At 58.5% G+C, this 17,847-nt stretch carries 21 protein-coding genes; 7 read left to right on the top strand and 14 right to left on the bottom strand.

Going from position 1 to position 17,847, the window contains the following annotated elements; genetic code table 11:
* Positions 1 to 119 precede the first annotated feature (119 nt).
* The gene (locus BT119_RS20540; RefSeq protein ID WP_072366848.1) at positions 120 to 2,294 is read right to left on the bottom strand and encodes a TonB-dependent siderophore receptor; all 2,175 of its coding nucleotides are present in this window, start codon (positions 2,292 to 2,294) and stop codon (positions 120 to 122) included.
* A 303-nt stretch (positions 2,295 to 2,597) separates the two neighbouring features.
* Between BT119_RS20540 and BT119_RS20535 the strand changes: the two genes are divergently transcribed.
* The gene (locus BT119_RS20535; RefSeq protein ID WP_003363351.1) at positions 2,598 to 2,906 is read left to right on the top strand and encodes a PepSY domain-containing protein; all 309 of its coding nucleotides are present in this window, start codon (positions 2,598 to 2,600) and stop codon (positions 2,904 to 2,906) included.
* Positions 2,907 to 2,999: 93 nt separating this feature from the next.
* On the opposite strand, the gene BT119_RS20530 is transcribed toward BT119_RS20535, so the two are convergent.
* The 8 genes from BT119_RS20530 to BT119_RS20495 form a co-directional block, all read right to left on the bottom strand.
* On the bottom strand, positions 3,000 to 4,163 hold the full coding sequence (locus BT119_RS20530) for a PQQ-dependent sugar dehydrogenase (protein WP_003431049.1): 1,164 nt from the start codon (positions 4,161 to 4,163) through the stop codon (positions 3,000 to 3,002).
* A 55-nt stretch (positions 4,164 to 4,218) separates the two neighbouring features.
* A complete protein-coding gene (locus BT119_RS20525; protein ID WP_024663710.1) occupies positions 4,219 to 4,539 on the bottom strand; it encodes a hypothetical protein in 321 nt (106 codons plus the stop codon).
* 230 nt (positions 4,540 to 4,769) lie between these two features.
* Entirely contained in the window at positions 4,770 to 5,954 is a 1,185-nt protein-coding gene (locus BT119_RS20520; protein ID WP_072366847.1) for a GAF domain-containing sensor histidine kinase, read from the bottom strand.
* Between the two features lie 113 nt (positions 5,955 to 6,067).
* Positions 6,068 to 7,255 carry a PAS domain-containing sensor histidine kinase gene (locus BT119_RS20515; RefSeq protein WP_058397177.1) on the bottom strand — a complete coding sequence of 396 codons (1,188 nt, stop codon included), beginning with the start codon at positions 7,253 to 7,255 and terminating at the stop codon, positions 6,068 to 6,070.
* Complete coding sequence (locus tag BT119_RS20510; RefSeq protein WP_058397178.1) at positions 7,245 to 8,066, bottom strand: alpha/beta fold hydrolase; 822 nt, start codon at positions 8,064 to 8,066, stop codon at positions 7,245 to 7,247. Before BT119_RS20510 ends, BT119_RS20515 begins: the two co-directional genes overlap by 11 nt.
* A 289-nt stretch (positions 8,067 to 8,355) precedes the next feature.
* A complete protein-coding gene (locus BT119_RS20505) occupies positions 8,356 to 8,793 on the bottom strand; it encodes a nucleoside deaminase (protein WP_044309772.1) in 438 nt (145 codons plus the stop codon).
* Positions 8,794 to 8,824: 31 nt separating this feature from the next.
* Positions 8,825 to 9,325, bottom strand: a complete 501-nt coding sequence (locus BT119_RS20500; RefSeq protein ID WP_003349900.1) for a hypothetical protein — start codon at positions 9,323 to 9,325, stop codon at positions 8,825 to 8,827.
* 133 nt (positions 9,326 to 9,458) lie between these two features.
* Positions 9,459 to 10,472, bottom strand: a complete 1,014-nt coding sequence (locus tag BT119_RS20495; protein ID WP_058416710.1) for an ABC transporter substrate-binding protein — start codon at positions 10,470 to 10,472, stop codon at positions 9,459 to 9,461.
* 120 nt (positions 10,473 to 10,592) lie between these two features.
* On the opposite strand from BT119_RS20495, the gene BT119_RS20490 reads away from it, so the two are divergent.
* Positions 10,593 to 11,003 (top strand): GNAT family N-acetyltransferase, encoded by a 411-nt coding sequence (locus tag BT119_RS20490; RefSeq protein ID WP_072366846.1) that lies wholly within the window; start codon positions 10,593 to 10,595, stop codon positions 11,001 to 11,003.
* Positions 11,004 to 11,027: 24 nt separating this feature from the next.
* On the opposite strand, the gene def is transcribed toward BT119_RS20490, so the two are convergent.
* The 3 genes from def to BT119_RS20475 form a co-directional block, all read right to left on the bottom strand.
* The gene (gene def / locus BT119_RS20485; protein ID WP_003363366.1) at positions 11,028 to 11,567 is read right to left on the bottom strand and encodes a peptide deformylase; all 540 of its coding nucleotides are present in this window, start codon (positions 11,565 to 11,567) and stop codon (positions 11,028 to 11,030) included.
* A 50-nt stretch (positions 11,568 to 11,617) separates the two neighbouring features.
* Positions 11,618 to 12,586 (bottom strand): YihY/virulence factor BrkB family protein, encoded by a 969-nt coding sequence (locus tag BT119_RS20480; protein ID WP_003363368.1) that lies wholly within the window; start codon positions 12,584 to 12,586, stop codon positions 11,618 to 11,620.
* A 226-nt stretch (positions 12,587 to 12,812) separates the two neighbouring features.
* Entirely contained in the window at positions 12,813 to 13,004 is a 192-nt protein-coding gene (locus BT119_RS20475; RefSeq protein WP_003363370.1) for a CsbD family protein, read from the bottom strand.
* A gap of 220 nt (positions 13,005 to 13,224) precedes the next feature.
* Between BT119_RS20475 and BT119_RS20470 the strand changes: the two genes are divergently transcribed.
* Positions 13,225 to 13,605 (top strand): hypothetical protein, encoded by a 381-nt coding sequence (locus BT119_RS20470; RefSeq protein WP_072366845.1) that lies wholly within the window; start codon positions 13,225 to 13,227, stop codon positions 13,603 to 13,605.
* A 93-nt stretch (positions 13,606 to 13,698) separates the two neighbouring features.
* Here the strand turns inward: BT119_RS20470 and BT119_RS20465 are convergent, their stop codons facing one another.
* Positions 13,699 to 14,100, bottom strand: coding sequence for a DUF2177 family protein (locus tag BT119_RS20465; RefSeq protein WP_003363373.1), 402 nt, complete (start codon positions 14,098 to 14,100; stop codon positions 13,699 to 13,701).
* 144 nt (positions 14,101 to 14,244) lie between these two features.
* Between BT119_RS20465 and BT119_RS20460 the strand changes: the two genes are divergently transcribed.
* Positions 14,245 to 14,877 carry a DsbA family oxidoreductase gene (locus BT119_RS20460; protein WP_003363375.1) on the top strand — a complete coding sequence of 211 codons (633 nt, stop codon included), beginning with the start codon at positions 14,245 to 14,247 and terminating at the stop codon, positions 14,875 to 14,877.
* Between the two features lie 69 nt (positions 14,878 to 14,946).
* On the opposite strand, the gene BT119_RS20455 is transcribed toward BT119_RS20460, so the two are convergent.
* Positions 14,947 to 15,783, bottom strand: a complete 837-nt coding sequence (locus tag BT119_RS20455) for a CvfB family protein (RefSeq protein ID WP_003314497.1) — start codon at positions 15,781 to 15,783, stop codon at positions 14,947 to 14,949.
* A gap of 306 nt (positions 15,784 to 16,089) precedes the next feature.
* Between BT119_RS20455 and BT119_RS20450 the strand changes: the two genes are divergently transcribed.
* From BT119_RS20450 to BT119_RS20440, 3 genes are all read left to right on the top strand, one after another.
* Positions 16,090 to 16,278: a hypothetical protein gene (locus BT119_RS20450; RefSeq protein ID WP_002554403.1), complete on the top strand. Its 189-nt coding sequence runs from the start codon at positions 16,090 to 16,092 to the stop codon at positions 16,276 to 16,278.
* Positions 16,279 to 16,445: 167 nt separating this feature from the next.
* Positions 16,446 to 16,958: a hypothetical protein gene (locus BT119_RS20445; protein ID WP_175550598.1), complete on the top strand. Its 513-nt coding sequence runs from the start codon at positions 16,446 to 16,448 to the stop codon at positions 16,956 to 16,958.
* 144 nt (positions 16,959 to 17,102) lie between these two features.
* A complete protein-coding gene (locus BT119_RS20440; protein ID WP_003363380.1) occupies positions 17,103 to 17,831 on the top strand; it encodes a TorF family putative porin in 729 nt (242 codons plus the stop codon).
* The last annotated feature ends 16 nt before the right edge of the window (positions 17,832 to 17,847 follow it).

Genomic DNA, 17,847 nt, shown 5'->3' with positions numbered 1-17,847 from the left:
CCGGACGCTCCGCGTCCTCTTGACGACGCAGAGCGTCGAGAACTGCATTCCCACGCTGGAGCGTTCAGAACGAGAATCCCGACGATCGTGCCAACGCTCCTTGCAGTAGAGCCCGTCCACTAAAAGTTGACAGTGGCCGACAATCTCGCCGTTCTGGGTGCGCCCATGAACAGGTAGTCGTCACCCAGATACTCCCCGGCATCACGCCAGTAGCGTTTGTCGAAGAGGTTGTCGACGGTCAGGCGCAGGACCGTGTCGTAGCCGCTGATTCGGGTGCTGTAACGGCTGCCGATATTGAACAGTGTGTAGTCATTGACCTGCACGGAGCCTTCACGGTCAGCGTACTTGCTGGCGCTGTACTGCATCCCGCCGAGTAAGGCGAGCCCGGGCACCGGCAGGCTGTAGTCAGCTTGCAGGCTGCCACGGTATCTGGGCACATTGAGGGCCTGATGATCGTCATAGGCCTTGGTGCCGCTGTCTTCAACGCGCGCCCGGATGGCCGCCGCACTGGCGGATATCTGCAGGCGGTCGGTCACCCAGCCACTCGCCCCCAGTTCAAGCCCGGTGTTTTTCTGCTCGCCTTGCTGCACATAGGTAAACGTGCCGTCATCGTTGGGCCTGGAGTACTGATACGCCTGGCGGGCCTGAAACACTGCGGCGGTCAGGCTCATGCGCTGCCAGTCATACTTGATACCGGCTTCCAGCTGTCGGGATACGGTCGGCGCAAGAATTTCACTGGCATTGGTGGTGAACCACGCCGCTGTCCCGCCCAGCGACAGGCCCTTGCTGTAGCTGGTGTAGAGCGAAACGTTGTCCACCGGCTTGTAGATCAGCGCCGCCTGAGGCAGAAACACATAGCGCTCGGTGTGTCGCGCATCGCTGCCGTCCTCGTTGAACGCCTGTTCGTCGAGCCGCACCCCGCGTCCGCCCAGCACGGTTTGCCAGTGCTCGTTGAAACTGATCCGGTCGGTGGCAAACAGCCCGTACTGGCGGCTGTCCAGACGACGCTCGGTGTGCGCAAGCGCCAGAGTCGAGGGGGCCACTTGCTCGGGCGCCTCATTGATATTGCCCGAGCCGACGAATTCGTTGAAGGTCCCGCGCGTATCGACCGTTCGGCGGTAGGCACTGCTGCCGAAGGTCAGTTCGTGCCCCAGCGATCCGGTAGTGAATGTGCCGGACATGGCCGCTTCGACTTCGTCGTTGCGACGCGTGTCGTCCGGGCTGCGGAAATCATAGATGTCATAACCACCCTCGGCACTGAAGTGGTTGGGCACCGCTTGCCCTGCGCAACTGGCCGAGCCGTAGCAACCCCACGCAAAGGCACTGTAGTCATCGATGACCACACGACTGCGTGAAGCGCTGAGACTGCCCTTCCAGCTGTCATTGAATCGATATTCGAAACGTCCGTTCATGTTCAGCGAGTCGATACCGACCGGATTGGACCAGTTCTGGTGGCCCAGCAGTTTACGTGGTGAGGCATCGTGAGGCAGCGCAGTACCGCCCAGAAGCTGATAACCGGGCACCGAGCGCTGCTCTTTGGTCTGGTACTCGACGTCGAGTTGCAGCAGCGCGCGCTCGCTGATGTTCCAGTCGAACGCCAGCGAGGCGAAATCGCGCTGGCCATCGGCGTGTTCGACATACGAGCGAATGTCTTCGTGGGCAAGGTTGGCGCGCAGGCCAAACTGTTGCTCGCTGCCGAACCAGCCACCGACGTCGGTGGCGATGTAACGTTCACCGTGCTCGTTGGTCGAGACCGTGACCGACCGGACGTCCTGCGCCCGCTTGGTCTGATAGTTGATGACGCCACCGGGCTCGGCCACACCGCTCTGCAGGCCGGAGAGCCCTTTGAGCAACTCGACCTGCTGCTTGTTCTCCAGCGCTACGTTCTGCTCACCGGCAATGCTGCGGCCGTTGATGCGATAACTGTTGGCGGCGTTCAACGAAAACCCGCGCACCACAAAGTTTTCGTAATAGCCCACTGGTGCATAGCCGTCGCCGACCGACGCATCGTTGCGCAGCACTTCACTCAGCAGCTTTGCCTGACGGTCCTCGATCAGCGCAGCGCTGAACACCGACACCGAGGCCGGCGTGTCCAGCAGAGAGGCCTGATCCAAGCCGAAGATCGACGCCCGCTCTGCTTTATAGTCGCCGGTGCTTTCCGGCTCGCTGAACCCAGTGACATTGACCGCATCCAGGCTGACCACTTCTGCGGCCAGCAACGGCGAGGCAACCGCCATACCCAACGGTAACAATCGCCAGGCGTGGCGCATGGCAGGTCGGTAAGGCGTTCTCATCGAGCAGACTCCGAAAGGACAGATGCCTGGACAGACGCGACGCACCTTCCGGCAGGGGGCCAACCTTTTACGTTCACTGCCGGTTTTTTTCAACCTTTACGTGACGCTCTGCCTGTAAACGAAGTGCAGGGGAAAACTTTACTTGCGAATCGGCAGAGCGAGACCGGCTTCATAACGTTTCGCACACTTGAATAATTAAGCGTGAATTAAGTAAGCGCGGATAATCTGAGTTCAACAAAACCGCTGAACCAATCAGCCTGTGATGAATCCATCAAGACAGATCAATCAGAAAGGAAATACCCCATGAAACTTATGCCTGCCGTTTTCGCCGCTGTTGCCCTCACTGCTGTTGCAGGTGCCGCCCAGGCTGACGTTGGTCCCGATGAAGTGATCCGCCTGTACAAGTCTCAGGCGCTGGGTGACTTTGAACAGTTCAACAAGAACGCTGTTGCCAAGCACCAGGGCTTTACGGTCAGCGATACCGAGCTGGAAAAAGACCGCACCGGCCGCCTGATCTACCAGATCGAACTGAAAGACGCCAAGGGTGTAGAGTGGAACTACGACGTCGATGCCAAGACAGGCGAAGTGGTACGTGACGCAAAGGATAATTGATCCGACGGCTTTAACGGTTACCACCGCAAGCAACTCATAAGAAAATTCCCACAACATTGTGGGAATTTTCTTTTTCAAACGATTAATAGTTTATTACTGAGCCAAGCCGACTTTCAGCAGGCTTCCCTTATCGTCGTCGGTCAACAGATACAAGTAACCGTCCGGCCCCTGACGCACATCACGTATGCGCTGTTTCATGTCTTTCAACAGACGCTCCTCATGAACGATCTTGTCATTCTCGAACTGCAGCCTGATCAACTCCTCAGTGGCCAGCGCACCGATGAATACACTGTGATCCCATGCCTTGAAAAGGCTGTGGTCATAGAACGCCATGCCACTCAAGCCCGGCGACACTTCCCAGACCTGGAACGGAATTTTGGTTCCTTCGACAACCTTGCCCTTGGACTCCGAAATCGGCTGACCCGAGTAGTCGATACCGTGGGTCGCGATCGGCCAGCCGTAATTCGCGCCACGTTCGATGATATTCAACTCATCACCGCCCTTGGGACCATGCTCGTTGGTCCACAACGTCCCGGTCCAGGGATCCAGCGCGGCCCCCTGCTGATTACGATGGCCATAGGACCATATCTCGGGGCGTACGCCCTTCTGGCCCACGAACGGGTTGTCTTTCGGTACGCTGCCGTCCGGATAGATGCGCACGATCTTGCCCTGCAGCTTGTCCAGATCCTGCGCAGTGGGGCGCTGATTGTTCTCGCCCAGCGCAATGAACAGGTAACCGTCGCGATCGAAGACCATCCGCGCGCCGAAGTGGTTGCCCACTGACAGTTTCGGTTCCTGGCGGAAGATAACTTCGAAGTCTTCCAAGCGGGTCATGTCTTTGGACAGGCGACCACGCCCTGCGGCAGTGCCGGCGGTATCACCCTCGGCGGCGGTCTTGCCGCTGCCCTCGGAATAGGTCAGATACACCATGCGGTCCTTGGCGAAATCCGGTGACAGCACGACATCAAGCAGACCGCCCTGCTTCTGCGCCCAGACTTGCGGCACCCCGGAAAGCGGCGCAGACAATTTGCCATCCGCCGACACCACGCGCAGGTTGCCGGAACGCTCTGTCACCAGCATGCCTTGCCTGTCAGGCAGAAAGGCCAGCGCCCACGGATGATCCAGACCTTCGACAACAGGCGTCACCGTGACGGTGCCCAGTTCGCTTTTGTAGGTTTCCGTAGCGGCGCTGGCCGTCAATGGCAGGCTCAGAATGGCTGCAGTACACAATGTCGCGATCAGGGTTTTTCTAAGCATGAGCGTTTCCTTATGCATTGAGTCGACGTCCACACGGGTTCGCCGGGTTGAAAATTCAGTTACTGCGCTTGGGGTCGATTGTCGGTGTAGAAGGACGTGGCGTGTTCTGGCGCGTGGGGTAGCCGTTGCCGATGCCACCGTTTTCCAGGGTAGGCTTGCGCACCGGCGGCGTGATGTTGGGGCCACGAGACGGGGGCACGCTGGACTCGGTGCCCTGGCGACTGTTGGGGTTGGCACGGTGGATCGGGCTGTTATACGGGTTGCTGCTGGCACCGTTGTTGAGGGTGCTGTTGGGCAGCGTCTGCGCCTGGGCTGCGCCGATGCTGCATGACGCAACAAGCACGCCCCCGACAAGATTGCGCACAAAACTGTTCATCACTACCTCTGGGCAAGGTGAAAACTTCGGAGTAACCGTGAAGGCTCAGGCCTTTGATGGCAACCCGAGCCTCAGGTTCGACGCGACACTGCCGATGAGCAAGCAAAGCGATGGACGAGTTTGTAACAAGGATGGTCAGGGCTGTCGCAACCGAACGACGCGACGGCCTGCAGCGCGAGGTTTTCCGGAGGCGGGCAGCCTGCGCTCAGGCGTTGGCTGACGCAGAATGCTTACGCAGACTTTAACGGCATGCTGAAGGTAAAGACCGTGCCCTGCTCACGCGTGGAGCACACCTCTAGCGTACCTCCATGAGCAATGGCGATCTCACTGGCGATGTACAGACCCAGTCCGAGCCCGGCTTGCGGCTCATCGGTGATGGGTCTTGAGTACGGCAGGAACAGTTGCGCACGAACCGATTCAGGTATCGGCTCCCCCTGATTGGTAACGCTGAGTACAAACAGCTCGTCATGCACACCTGCCGTCACTTCGACCGGGCTCTCGGCATCGCCATGACTGATCGCGTTGGACACCAGATTGGAGAGCAATTGCGCGATCCGCTCGTGATCGCAGCGGATACGCTCCAGCACGCCTATGTCCGAATGAATCGGCCGCGACGGATGAACACGCTGCACCTCGGAAATCACATGCTCCAGAGTTTTATCCAGGCCGTGCGCCTCATGGATACTGAGAGGAATGCCGTGGCCCATGCGGCCTCGGGCAAAATCGAGCACGTCATCGACCAACTGCGAAGCACGCTGGCCAGAGGTCAGGATGTGTTGCACAACCTGCAGGGCCTTTTCATCCAGCGGACGACGCAACAGCAATTCGGCACTGGCATTGATGGCAAACAGGGGGTTGCGCAGGTCGTGCCCCAGCACGGCGATAAACTGCTCGCGCAGCTCAGCCACCTCACGTTCGGCGAGCAGGTCTTCACGCGCCTGTTGCAGGTTTTCCTCGGCCTCGATCTGCAGCGCCAGAAGACGTGCGAACGACACCATCATTGCCTCGATGGGCGTACCGGTCAGCTTTGCAGGCTTGGGATCCAGCGCGCAGATGGTGCCGAAAAAAGAGCCGTCGGAGAGAAAGATCGGCACCGAGATATAGCTCTGAAAGCTGTACAGACGTGGAGTGTCATGCGTACAGAACAGCGGATCCTCAGCGACATGATCAATCACCACAGCCTTGTGGGAGTTGCGAATCTCATGGCAGATGGTGCTGCTTACGTCCAGTTCGCCGCCAGGTTTCAAACCGAAATCGAGCTTGTCCAGAACCGCACAGGCCGTCCAGGTATTTTCGGTTACACGCGCCACGGCGGCGAACCCCAGCCCTGTGGATTCGGCAATGACCTGCAGGATGGCCGGCACCGCACTGATCCGACTGATCGTGGCCACATCATTTGAAATGGATCGCCGCATGTAGAACCTGTATGAGCCTTGATGTGATGACGCAGCACGCTAGTTTAGGACTGTAACGATTTTTCTGCACCCGTGAATAACACGGGTTGATCGGCAATCTGCATGAAACCTGATCAAACCTCGGATTTCGCCGGGGGACGCGGAAACGCCACCGTGAACGTCGTGCCCTCTTCAGCCGAAGAACGAACCGTCACATCGCCCAGATGGGCTCGAACGATCTCGCGCACGATAAACAGGCCGAGCCCGACTGTACGGGTCTCGTCACTGTCGCTGACCACGCGTACGACGGGCTCGTAGAGGTCGTCTACTTTCTCCATCGGTATCGGCTCACCGACGTTGTGCACCGACAGTTTGATCATCCAGGTGTCGAACGACGACGTAATCAAAACCTCACCGTCGTCGGTGCCGTAATTGATGGCATTGCTGACCAGATTGCCGAGCATCTGCAGCAGGCGGTCAGGATCAGCCGAACATGCGCCCTGCCCTTCGCTGCGATGGGTCAGCACCCGATCCGGGAAAACCTGGCGCAGCTCTTCGACGCCGCGGGCGACCACTGCGTGAAAATCGACAGACTGAGGAACGACGGTAATGCCGCTGCCCACGCGGGCGTGAGTGAAATCCAGCAGATCGACAATCATGCGATCGGCACGGTCGGTGGAATGATTGATGTGTCCCAGAATCCGCTCCTGGCGCGACTCAAGCGATGTGCGCTCCAGCAGTCCGGCAGCCATCTTGATCGCGGCCAGCGGGTTGCGCAGGTCGTGGCTGACGATGCCAATCATCTGTTCGGCAAAAATAGCCCGGATCTCCGCCTCGGCATGCGCCAGACGCAAGCGATTGCGCGCCGAAGTCAGCTCGCTCTGCACGGTCATCTGCTGTTGCAGGAGCTCTTCGGCGATCTTGCGGGCCGCCAGCAGTTCGCGCTCGTACTTGTTGCGCTCTTCGGCCAGGAACACGGCCACTTCATGCAGATACCCCGACGGGTACTCGCGGCGTACGGCATTGAGCATCATCGGAATGGGGCGGCCATCGGCATGAATCAGCTCGACCTTGACCTCGGCAATTGAACCTTGCGACTGCAGCGTAGGCGCCCAGTGAGTCTGCAGAAAGGCCTTGCCTGCCAGGCTCAGCAGATCCTGAAAGCGGCGGCCCACCACGGCGTCGCGCTCCAGACCCAGCCATCGGCAAAACGTCAGATTGGCGCGCTCGATGGTGCCGTTGGGCAGCGTGATCAACAAACCACAGGGCGCCTGTTCATAGAGCTCTTCGGTGGCGGGCAGGCTTACCTGTTCAACGGTCATGTGCGGCGCTCTCGTAAGAGGCCAGAAACTGATTCATCGCAGTAATGCATTCCTGTGCTGCGCTCATGTGCGGGTAATGCCCTACGTTGTCGATCATGTGCAGGGTGCTGTTGGCGATGACACGGTGCAGGTACTCACCCACCTCGACCGGCACCACCATATCGTCGCTGCTTTGCAGAATGAGTGTTCTGCTCTTGAGTTGCACGACATCGGCACGATGGTCGGATAAAAACGTCACGCGGGCAAACTGTCTGGCGATCTCGGCATTGGTGCGACAGAAACTGTTGGCGAGCTCTTCGCTCAGCTCAGGCTGGTCCGAGGCGCCCATGAGCGTCGGCGCGATGGTGCTGGACCATCCCAGATAATTGCTTTCCAGTGTTTCAAGCAACGAATCGACATCGGCGCGAGTGAATCCCCCCACGTAATCTGCCTCGTTGAGGTAATGCGGGGATGGGCCGATCATGATGTGGCCGTCGAAACGACCGGGTGACTGAAGCTCGGCAAGCACGGCAATCATGCAACTGACCGAGTGGCCGACATGCACAACCGGCCCCTCTGCGGCGAACTCGTTGACCACCTGCAGCAAGTCGGTTGCATAACCCTTGAGCGACGAATACTTGTGCGGATACCAGGCCGACACATCCGAATTGCCGTTGCCCACCAGATCGAACAGCACGACCTTGAAGCGCTCTGCAAAGTGCGGCGCCATAAAACGCCACATGTTCTGATCGCAGCCGAATCCATGAGCAAAAATCAGAGTGATCGGTCCGTCGCCCACAATGTTGACGTTGTTACGCTGCTGGACCGACATATCGGGCTCCGAAAATGGCCTGGTAAACGGCTGGGTATGCATACCGTGATAAAGATGGGAGGAGGTTATCACCGTTAAAGGCACATTAGTGGCACAAACCGCACTTTAAGGCAGGAGCCGAAGAAGATTAATGACGGGCAGTATTCTGAAGCAAGTCTGAACGTTGAGGGTATCAGGGAGGTGTCAGGCGACGAAGAGCGTCACGAACTGCATGCCAACGCGAGCATTGGCACGATAAGCAGTTAGATTTACGATGAGCGCGGAGCGTGGGGCTGATAAGACGCGGGATTCACTCGCCGATGTCTTCGTTCCACAGCTCGGGCTTGCTGGCGATGAAGCCCTGCATCATGTGCTTGCAATCATGGTTATCCAGCACGTCGATCTGCACGCCACGCGAGCGCAGCAGGTCTTCCTCGCCCATGAACGACTCATTCTCGCCGATGATCACTTTGCGAATGCCGTAGAGCAGAATCGCACCGCTGCACATCGCACAGGGCGACAGTGTGGTGTAGAGGACCGAGTCACGGTAGACACTGGCCGGCTGGCGACCGGCATTTTCCAGTGCATCCATCTCGCCATGCTTCGTCGCACTGCCCTCTTGTACACGACGGTTGTGGCCTCGACCGATGATTTTGCCGCCGTGGACGATGACCGAGCCGATAGGGATTCCGCCCTCCTTCAGCCCGAGTTGCGCCTCATCGAATGCTGCCTGCATGAATGCGTCCATGTTTTTTTGCCTCGTATCGTCAAAATAGCTGTCAGTGTTGCAGTGCTGCCTCGGCGTTGCCCAGCGCACGGCTGACAAATTGTCCCAGCAGTTCCGATGATCGGGCTTTCATATCGGTGCTGACCTGGGTGTTTCTGGCCCTGAATCTGTTCCCCAATGAAGGCGAATCCGCCCCCTGATTGAGCGAACGCAACTCCTCGGCGGTAAAGGAATGAGCATATGCGGCTGCCAGATTGCGGTCCCACTGCGCCTGATATTCCGGTTTCAGGCGCTGCAGTTCCTTCTGCACCAGTTCCTGGGCTTCAGTCTTGCCAACCGCCTGCACGATACCGGCAAACGTCGCAGTGCGCGAGGCGACCTGATACCCCAGCCAGGCGAGGCCTTCGCCCAGGTTTCGTTGTTCCACCAGCGCCAGCGCCATGTCGTCGGCCTCTTCGGCACTGGCCGGCTGCATCGCGTCCAGCGACAGACAGGCCAGCAATGCCAGGCAAGTCTGCCACGTGCCGCGCGAGCCACGAACGTGACCAGTCATGACGCCTCCCGAGCATCGATTGACCCAGACATGAACTTATCAGCTCGGTGACGCTTTACCACTCGGCGCGTCGCATACCGGTCATCGATGCCGTTATCAGCTATGCGCCTCGTGTCATTCAGCAGGGCGTTAGTCAAAGACTGCTGCTGACCCGCTCGGCCACATCGGCAGGCAACCAGGCTTTCCAGACGTCGGGATGCTGCTTCAGAAAGCGTGCAGCCACGACCTTGGCATCCTCATGCTTGTCACTCATTTCACCCAGGGTCTTGTTCAGCAGGTCAATCGGGAAATCCACGCCTTTGAAGACACTCACCAGCTCAGGGTATTGCTTGCTGAATTCTGCCGACACACCGATCGACAGGGTTGCCGCCAGCGAAGACGTGCCGCGCGGATTGGGGTTGCTGGCGTCGGTCAGGGTTTTCCAGGCTTCGGCATCAAAGGCTGGCTCGTCCAGTTTGATCAGCTTGTACTTGCCCAGCAAAGGCGTAGGTGACCAGTAATAAAACAACACAGGCTTGCGGCGCCGGATAGCCGATGCGACCTCGGCGTCCAGTGCTGCGCCCGAGCCGGTGCGGAAGTTGACGAAACTGTCAGCCAGGCCATAAGCCTTGAGCTTCTGGGTGTTGACGATTTCCGAAGTCCAGCCGCTCGGGCTGTTGAGGAATCGGCCCTTGTCCGGCGACTCCGGGTCTTTGAAGACATCCTTGTAGCGTGCCAGATCCGCGACAGACTTCAGGTCCGGCGCCAGCGGCTTGATGCCTTTGGCGGCGTCGCCCTTGATCACGTACTCAGGCACCCACCAGCCTTCGGTCGCGCCTTTGACGATGTTGCCCAGGCCGAGCACCTTGCCTTCCTCTTCAGCCTTGACCCACACCGGGCTGCGTCCGGTCCACTCTTCGGCGATCACCTGAATGTCATTTTTCGCCAACGCGGTTTCCAGGCTGACGGTACTGCCTGGCAGGGTATCGGTCGGGTAGCCATAGCCCTTCTCGACGATGGTACGCAGGACTTCAGTAATCAGGCTGCCACTTTCCCAGGTCAGCGCGCCGAACTGGATAGGCTTGGTCTTTTCAGCCGCTGTCGCGGTCTGCCCAAGCAGGCCCAGCGCCAGAAGTGAACAGCCCAGTAGTCGTGTTATTGATTTCATGCTCACCTCAAATGGCGCGGAAGAAACGGGTCTGGAAGTATCGACACCAGCCAGCGCCGATTAGTTGTCACGGTTTGAGCCTCTGTATGATGCGAGGCCCCTGTTTCAAGCGCCGCCGCGATGTCCGAAATCCAGTTCTACCCGCTACCTGATGAATGTCGCCCGTTACTGGGCAAGTTCTACCGTCAGCACCAGTCGTCAATGCGCGCTGCCAGCAAGGGCCAGGCGTGGGTTGCAAGGCGGGCAGAAATCATCGGTGCGTTGTGCCTGACACCTGTCGCAGAGGGGCATTGGCTGACCGGGCTGTTCGTGGCGCCGGCGCTGCGCGGACAAGCCGTGGCGCAGGGCCTGATCGACGCGGCATTGCAACCGCTGAACGGGCCGGTGTGGCTGTTCTGCCATCCGGATCTGTTGGGCTTTTACCAACGCTCGGGGTTCGAGACGGCACAGCGTCTGCCACAGGCACTGGGCGAACGATTCATGCGTTACAGCCGCAGCAAGCCGCTGGTCGCACTGTGCCGCGAAGCCTGACGGCTTCGCAACGAAACGCCACCATCACTCGTCGGCGTTGGGGTCCATGTCCGGAAACATCACGTCCATGAAGCCGAATTTGCTGAAATCGGTGATGCGCGACGGGTAAAGCCGACCGATCAGGTGGTCACATTCATGCTGGACGACCCGCGCGTGAAAACCGTGGGCAACGCGCACGATGGGCTGGCCTTGAGGATCGAAGCCTTCGTAACGAATGCTCTGATAACGGTCCACCATGCCGCGCAATCCGGGCACTGACAGACACCCTTCCCAGCCCTCTTCCAGCGTCGGGCTCAGCGGGGTAATCAGCGGGTTGATGAGAATCGTCTGCGGAACCGCCTCGGCCTGGGGATAGCGCTCGTTGCGCTCGAAGCCGAAAATCACCAGCTGCAGATCGATGCCGATCTGCGGTGCCGCCAGGCCCACACCGCCGACGCTGTGCATGGTTTCGAACATGTCGGCGATCAGCGTATCGAGCTCGCTGCTGCCGAACATGTCTGCGGGCACCGGAGGGGCGATGCGCAACAGGCGCTCATCGCCCATCTTCAGGATGTTATGGATCATGACTGCCTGTCCCTCGCCGACTTAAAAGGCGATCTTGCCACAGAAAGCGATCAGGCTTCGTCCGCCTTCTGCAGCGGCACCGAATGGTCGCGGCCCAGACCGGAGACATGCTGCTTGCCTGTCTCGCTGCTTTCCTCGCCAAGGCCGTCGCCGGCTTCCTTCTCGCCTGCGTCCTTGCCTTCAGCGGACATGTGCTCGATCACCGCATTCATTTCCGCACCCAGCAACAGCACCGCCGCCGAAATATAGAAGTACAGCAACAGCACGATGATCGCGCCGATGCTGCCGTACATGGCGTTGTAATCGGCAAAGGTCTTGACGTAAAAACCGAAGGCCAGGGAAGCGACGATCCACACCACCACGGCCAGCACCGAGCCTGGGGTGATAAAGCGAAACTCCTGTTTGACGTCGGGCATCACGTAATAGATCAGCGCCACAGCGACCATCAGCAGGATAATGATCGCGGGCCAGCGCAGGATGGTCCACAGCGTCACGATGAAGTCTTCCATGCCGATCTGCGCGGCAATCCAATTCATGACCTGCGGTCCCAGCACCATGAAGGCTGCTGCTGCCAGCAACATGCCGGCAATGCCTACGGTGTAGAGAATCGACAGCGGCAAACGCTTCCAGATAGGGCGTCCTTCGACGACGTCGTACGCAGCGTTCATGGCGCTCATCATCAGGCGTACACCTGCTGACGCGGTCCACAGCGCGATGACGATACCGATCGACAGCAAGCCACCCTTGGACTGCTGCAACTGGTCGATGACCGGGTTGACCTGCTCGAGGGCCTGCGGCGGCAAGAGGAACTCCGATTGCAGTCGCAACCAGGAGAAAAAGTCCGGCAGGTGCAGAAAGCCGATCAGCGCGATCAGAAACAGCAGGAACGGAAACAGAGAAAACAGCATCTGGTAAGCCAGTGCCGATGCATAGGTGGACATCTCGTCATCGAGGAATTCGTTGACGGTTCTCACCAGCACCTTGCCGACTTTCAATTTACGCAAATGGGGGAAAATCATGGCGCTTCCTCTCGCTCCCTTACTGGAAAACCCTACATCCTGAAAACCGGCATGTCATACATGACATATCGCGCTGACGGAGCCGATACGCGAATATCGATGGCACATTGACTGGACAGGCCATGAAAGGTTTCAGTCCCGCAGAGCAGAAAGCATAACGGCCATCCGTGGATGACCGTTATCGGTAATGCCTGCTCCCGGCGCCAGGGCGCCGGAAACGATCGACTCAAGCCTTGTCCACGCCCTTCTTGATCGCGTCCTTGACCTCGCCTTTCGCCTGCTGGCCTTCGCCTTTCAGCTCTTGTACCTTGCCTTCAGCCCGCAGTTTGTCGTTGTCGGTAGCCTTGCCAACAGCCTGCTTGACGTTACCAACTGCTTCGTTGGCCATACCTTTGGCTTTATCGCTGGTGCTGCTCATCGGAAATCTCCTGGGTCTGAAGACCGCACTGGATCGGATGTCGTACTCGACAAAGGATTGACCTGTGCCGGTGGCGAAGAGTTTCAACTATTTTCCGGGCCGCTGTTGCCATTCATCTGCCGTGCATTGGGGCAGGTTTGCAGCAGAGTTTGTGCGAGAATGCGCGCCACCGTTGTCCGGCAGGGCCGACACGCTGAACACACCGATTCACAGGAACGTTATGAAACTCGATAAAAAGCTGGCCATTGCACGCAGAAACCAGGATCTGGGTGGCGCAGTGCTGGGCGTCAACAACACGCATTTCGCCGTGCTGGACCACAAACGAAACATCTGGTGGTTCGACCTGCCTGTCCCGCGCCTGCAAGTAGGTCAGTACGAGTGGCTGCACCTGCTGCTGCACACGCCTGAAACCGACCAGTTACTGCATTTGAAAGTGACCACGGTATTCATGCGCGACCACATGGAAGGCCTTGAAGTGCGCAATGCCGACAAGCGCAAACCGACCGTCAGCCTGGAACTGAGCGCCGACAAGGACTCTTTCCTCAAGGACATGCGCCCCAAGGGCAGCAACCTGAGTTTTGCCGATTTCCTGCAGAAGTAGCTGTCAACGCAGCAGCAAAACAACTGCTGCGTTCCCGCACTGCACCGGGTGAACGTTGCGCGCCGGCAACGCTCATTCCGGCACACCGCCGCTTCAGGCGAATCGACGTACCGCCAGATAGCCCGCCGTACCGGCCAGCGCTGACACCACCGTGCCCCACGCATGATCCACCAGCGCCAGCTGCGCAGGCCAGCCCTGCAAGGTGGCCCAGTTGGTCAGGTCATAGGTGCCGTAGGCAATCAGCCCCAGCAGACCGCTGCACAATGTCGCGTGGCTCAGTCGTTGCGCTCTGAGCGCAGGCATGACGCCGAAAAACACCACCCCCGCTCCGTACAGCAGATAAAACGCGATAGCAGGTCCCAAAACCGGCGTATCGAGCATCATCGGTCCAAGCCATTCACGGTAGGTCGGCCCCATCAAAACGCCCAGCCACACTCCGTCGAGGATCAGAAACGCCAGTAATGTGCCGAAGTAAGCGATCAGTATTTTTTTCATGGCGCGTCCTTGATGAAGTTCCAGGGCCGGGAAAGCCCGCTTGAGGGTATGACCGACCAAAGGTAGACATTGATCCATCCACCTTCAGGACTTTTAAAAGGTTAAGGGAGTCAGTGTTAACTAGCGTTATGGAGTTTCAAGCACATGAACACTGTTGGTCCCCTGAAAATAGATGTCTGGAGCGACTACGTCTGCCCGTTCTGCTACCTGCAACTGGCCGTCCTGGAACAGCTTCAGCAAACCTACGGTGAACGGCTCGAATTCAATTGGCATGCCTTTGAACTGCGTCCTGACCCGCTGGCACTGCTCGACCCGAGTGCCGATTACCTGCGTGAAACCTGGTCTCGGTCAGTACTGCCGATGGCCGACAGGCGTCAGGTGATGATGAAGATGCCCAGCGTCCAGCCGCGCAGCCGCAAGGTTCTGGAAGCCGCGGCGTTTGCCAGGAATGCAGGAGGTTTTGAGGCGTTTCACAAAGAGGCTTACCGGGCATTCTTCGAAAAGGGGCTGGATATCGGCGAGACGCACACGCTGCTCGACCTCGCCACCTCCACCGGGCTGGATCGGCAAGCGATGGAACAGGCACTTAACGCCGGCCACTTCGAAAAGGACGTGATGGACGACCACCAATTGGCGCAGAAGCTTGGGCTGAGGGCTGTGCCAGTCGTCCTGCTGCGACGCAGTGACGAGGCACTGGAAGACGCCCGGGTATTCAACGGCACCTTGCCGTTCGATCGCTTGAGCCAGGAAATAGACGCGCTCGCCACCTGGGCTTAAGGTGCCGCGAGCTGCGTCGATTGCAGCTCACATCGATGACCTCACGTGCACCCAGGCTGCGATGCCGTATCAGACCAGCTCGATACGGTCGGCGTGAATCACGATCTGGCCCTGCTTGTACAACGCACCAATGGCCTTTTTGAAGTTGCCCTTGCTGACGCCAAACAGACCGCTGATGACCTGCGGATCACTTTTATCGCTGACCGGCAGCGTGCCGTCGTTCTCGCGCAACTTGGCGAGAATCTTCGAATTCAGGCTGCTGGCAGCCTCTGCACCGACGGGCTGCAGGCTCAGGCTGATATTGCCGTCGCTGCGGATTTCCTTGATGTAGCCCTTTTCCTGCTTGCCGGCGCGCATGAACTTGAACACTTCGTTCTTGTGAATCAGGCCCCAGTGCTTGTTGTTGATGATCGCCTTGAAGCCCATGTCGGTGGCTTCAGCCACCAGCAGATCGACTTCCTGCCCCACGCTGTAGTTGGCGGGGGTCTTGTCCAGGTAGCGGTCCAGACGCGCAGTGGCGGTAATACGCCGCGTGTGCTTGTCGAGGTAGACGTGAACCACGCAGTAATCACCGGCCTGCAAGGTGCGCTTCTCTTCGGAGTACGGCAGCAACAGGTCCTTGGGCAGGCCCCAGTCGAGGAACACACCGATGCTGTTGACTTCAACCACCTTCAGGCTGGCGAACTCACCGACCTGCACCTTGGGTTTTTCAGTGGTGGCGAGCAGCTTGTCTTCGCTGTCCAGATAGACGAACACATTGAGCCAGTCTTCATCTTCCGTAGGAACGTCCTTGGGGATGTACCGATTGGGCAGAAGGATTTCACCGTCCTGCGCGCCGTCCAGATACAGACCGAAGTTCGTGTGCTTGACGATTTGCAAGCTGTTGTAGCGCCCGATTAAAGCCATTTCCAGATACCCTCATTACGTGGGCGGCATTCTACCCGACTTTGAGTCCGGGTTCGCGTTGCGTGGCAGAAGGTGTCGGCACAGCCTCCACTCGTCAGTTTCCCGGGTGCTCAGCGGCCTGCCCTGATGCGCAGCGGCGCAGCCTCTCATCGAAATTTTATATCTGAAAACAGTCGGTTAGCGCTGTGTCAGACAAATCCACCAAGCCGACGAGTACAGGCTCGGCTCGGGCGATTGCCACATTCACCAAGCAATAATCAAGCGTTTCCTGTACTCTGGCTGGCCGTATTACGTTTATGAAGGTAAATGGCAGCCATGCGTATCAAAGCATCCCACTCGAAAGCCAAACCCGCCCCAGCCGTTGAAACGAGCGACTCGATCAACGCGCAGATTGCAGCTTTCCTGAAGTCCGGCGGTGAAATCCAGCAAATTGCCAAAGGCGTGAGTGGCCAGACCTTCGCACCGTCCAAGCAGATCAATCTCGGTAAAAAGTAAAACCGCGCTCTGCCTGTCGATCTCTATGCGCCTTGACGCTCAAGGCGCTAGATTGACCATCCTTCGCTGGATATTCTTCCGGTCACGCTGCTACTCTCTCCTCTGATATCACTATGACCACGAGCTGGATCACGCTCTGGACGTTATCTTCTTTGTGGAATGCTCGAATGAAGAACTGGATGCTTTTCGGTGCACTTGTCTACCTTGGCGGCTGCGCGTCGCACCACTGCGAAAACGGCCCCAACGACAGTCAGCTCACCGACAGCCCTTGCCGGGCGGAGCACCTGCTCTATCAAAACGACATGCTGCAGGCCAAACTGCTGATCAGCGAAGACAACCGCGAAAACTATGAGCTGGCCGAAGCCATGCTGCGTCGTGCCGCACTTGACGACGCGTCGGGCGAAGCCGAGTTCTATCAGGCCGTGTTGCTGATTCGCCAGCAGGCCGACCAAAAGCAGATCATCGATTTGCTGCAAACCGCTGCGAAACACAAGCATCCGTTGGCCATTGCCCTGCTCTCCCAGCAACTGAGTGTCAGCGACCCAAAACGTGCTGAACGTTACCAGGCCGAATACGCCCAACTGGACGTCGCCAAGAGCGGCTACCCGTCGTTCGAGCAGGCGCTGGTGGTGATTCGCGGGCTGATCATTCCGTCTGCACGCACCACTGCGGCCAACTGACACACAACGGATCGACGAACGGTCCGCCCTCATCTGATTTCGACGGTATGCTTGCGAGGCTCTAGCTCGCGGCTTGTGTCGGCTCCTGAGCCATTTTCGATACGCCATCCCTGACCACACTCCTCGCAGATCAAGGAGTGAGCCATGCTCAGCCATCGCTTACATGTGCTGTCTTTCAGCGCCATGCTTGTTTGTCAGTCCGTCTCTGCCCAGGTTCTGGAGCGGGATCTGGGCGATTTCGACCTGAAACTCGCCACCACGCCTACGCGCAGCATGGCCCAGGGTCTGGTGACGCCCACCGGCGGTTCCGGCTCCTTTCATGGCGGCCTGGACCTGACCCACGAAAGCGGTTTCTATTTCGGACAATGGGCGCCCGACATGGGCCTGACCTCCGATACCGGGATGGAGCTTGATTCCTACATGGGCTTCAAGAAGCCGTTCGATAACACCCTTGGCTACGAGTTGGGGATGATTCGTTACAGTTACCCCGACACCAGCCAGATCGACAGCCACGAGTTCTATGCCGGTCTGCGCATGCTCAACAGCCGCATCGGCGCGGCCTTCAGCAACGATGTCGGCAGCCGCGACAGCACGGTATTCGTCGATCTGGGTGCCATCGAGCAACTGGGAGTCGGGGTGCGCATGCAGTACGCCAATCACCAGTTCGATACCCCGCAGTCCTCAGCCGACGGCGGATTGATCAACGGCTTCAACGACTGGTCGCTGAACCTGTCACGCCCCTGGCTGGGCATCGACATGAACCTCATCTACAGCGGCTCAAGCCTGAGCGGCGGCGATTGCAGCGTCTACAGCGGCCACAACGCGCGCTGTGAAGGGACGTTCACGCTCAAAGCGGTACGTTCATTCTTTTAAAGGCCCAAACCGGTTG

It is taken from the genome of Pseudomonas sp. NFACC10-1 (genome assembly GCF_900119195.1).
GTDB lineage: Bacteria > Pseudomonadota > Gammaproteobacteria > Pseudomonadales > Pseudomonadaceae > Aquipseudomonas > Aquipseudomonas cerasi.
This window is presented reverse-complemented; position numbering and strand designations above follow the sequence as displayed.

Excerpts from the sequence above, each read along its gene's own strand:
- BT119_RS20515 (WP_058397177.1), bottom strand. The coding sequence starts at position 7,255 with ATGACCGTTGAACAGGTAAGCCTGCCCGCCACCGAAGAGCTCTATGAA.
- BT119_RS20530 (WP_003431049.1), bottom strand. The coding sequence starts at position 4,163 with ATGCTTAGAAAAACCCTGATCGCGACATTGTGTACTGCAGCCATTCTG.
- BT119_RS20540 (WP_072366848.1), bottom strand. The coding sequence starts at position 2,294 with ATGAGAACGCCTTACCGACCTGCCATGCGCCACGCCTGGCGATTGTTA.
- BT119_RS20450 (WP_002554403.1), top strand. The coding sequence starts at position 16,090 with ATGGCAGCCATGCGTATCAAAGCATCCCACTCGAAAGCCAAACCCGCC.
- BT119_RS20490 (WP_072366846.1), top strand. The coding sequence starts at position 10,593 with ATGTCCGAAATCCAGTTCTACCCGCTACCTGATGAATGTCGCCCGTTA.
- BT119_RS20460 (WP_003363375.1), top strand. The coding sequence starts at position 14,245 with ATGAACACTGTTGGTCCCCTGAAAATAGATGTCTGGAGCGACTACGTC.
- BT119_RS20475 (WP_003363370.1), bottom strand. The coding sequence starts at position 13,004 with ATGAGCAGCACCAGCGATAAAGCCAAAGGTATGGCCAACGAAGCAGTT.
- BT119_RS20455 (WP_003314497.1), bottom strand. The coding sequence starts at position 15,783 with ATGGCTTTAATCGGGCGCTACAACAGCTTGCAAATCGTCAAGCACACG.
- BT119_RS20520 (WP_072366847.1), bottom strand. The coding sequence starts at position 5,954 with ATGCGGCGATCCATTTCAAATGATGTGGCCACGATCAGTCGGATCAGT.
- BT119_RS20445 (WP_175550598.1), top strand. The coding sequence starts at position 16,446 with ATGAAGAACTGGATGCTTTTCGGTGCACTTGTCTACCTTGGCGGCTGC.
- BT119_RS20535 (WP_003363351.1), top strand. The coding sequence starts at position 2,598 with ATGAAACTTATGCCTGCCGTTTTCGCCGCTGTTGCCCTCACTGCTGTT.
- BT119_RS20510 (WP_058397178.1), bottom strand. The coding sequence starts at position 8,066 with ATGTCGGTCCAGCAGCGTAACAACGTCAACATTGTGGGCGACGGACCG.
- BT119_RS20500 (WP_003349900.1), bottom strand. The coding sequence starts at position 9,325 with ATGACTGGTCACGTTCGTGGCTCGCGCGGCACGTGGCAGACTTGCCTG.
- BT119_RS20465 (WP_003363373.1), bottom strand. The coding sequence starts at position 14,100 with ATGAAAAAAATACTGATCGCTTACTTCGGCACATTACTGGCGTTTCTG.
- BT119_RS20505 (WP_044309772.1), bottom strand. The coding sequence starts at position 8,793 with ATGGACGCATTCATGCAGGCAGCATTCGATGAGGCGCAACTCGGGCTG.
- BT119_RS20495 (WP_058416710.1), bottom strand. The coding sequence starts at position 10,472 with ATGAAATCAATAACACGACTACTGGGCTGTTCACTTCTGGCGCTGGGC.
- BT119_RS20525 (WP_024663710.1), bottom strand. The coding sequence starts at position 4,539 with ATGAACAGTTTTGTGCGCAATCTTGTCGGGGGCGTGCTTGTTGCGTCA.
- BT119_RS20440 (WP_003363380.1), top strand. The coding sequence starts at position 17,103 with ATGCTCAGCCATCGCTTACATGTGCTGTCTTTCAGCGCCATGCTTGTT.
- BT119_RS20480 (WP_003363368.1), bottom strand. The coding sequence starts at position 12,586 with ATGATTTTCCCCCATTTGCGTAAATTGAAAGTCGGCAAGGTGCTGGTG.
- def (WP_003363366.1), bottom strand. The coding sequence starts at position 11,567 with ATGATCCATAACATCCTGAAGATGGGCGATGAGCGCCTGTTGCGCATC.
- BT119_RS20470 (WP_072366845.1), top strand. The coding sequence starts at position 13,225 with ATGAAACTCGATAAAAAGCTGGCCATTGCACGCAGAAACCAGGATCTG.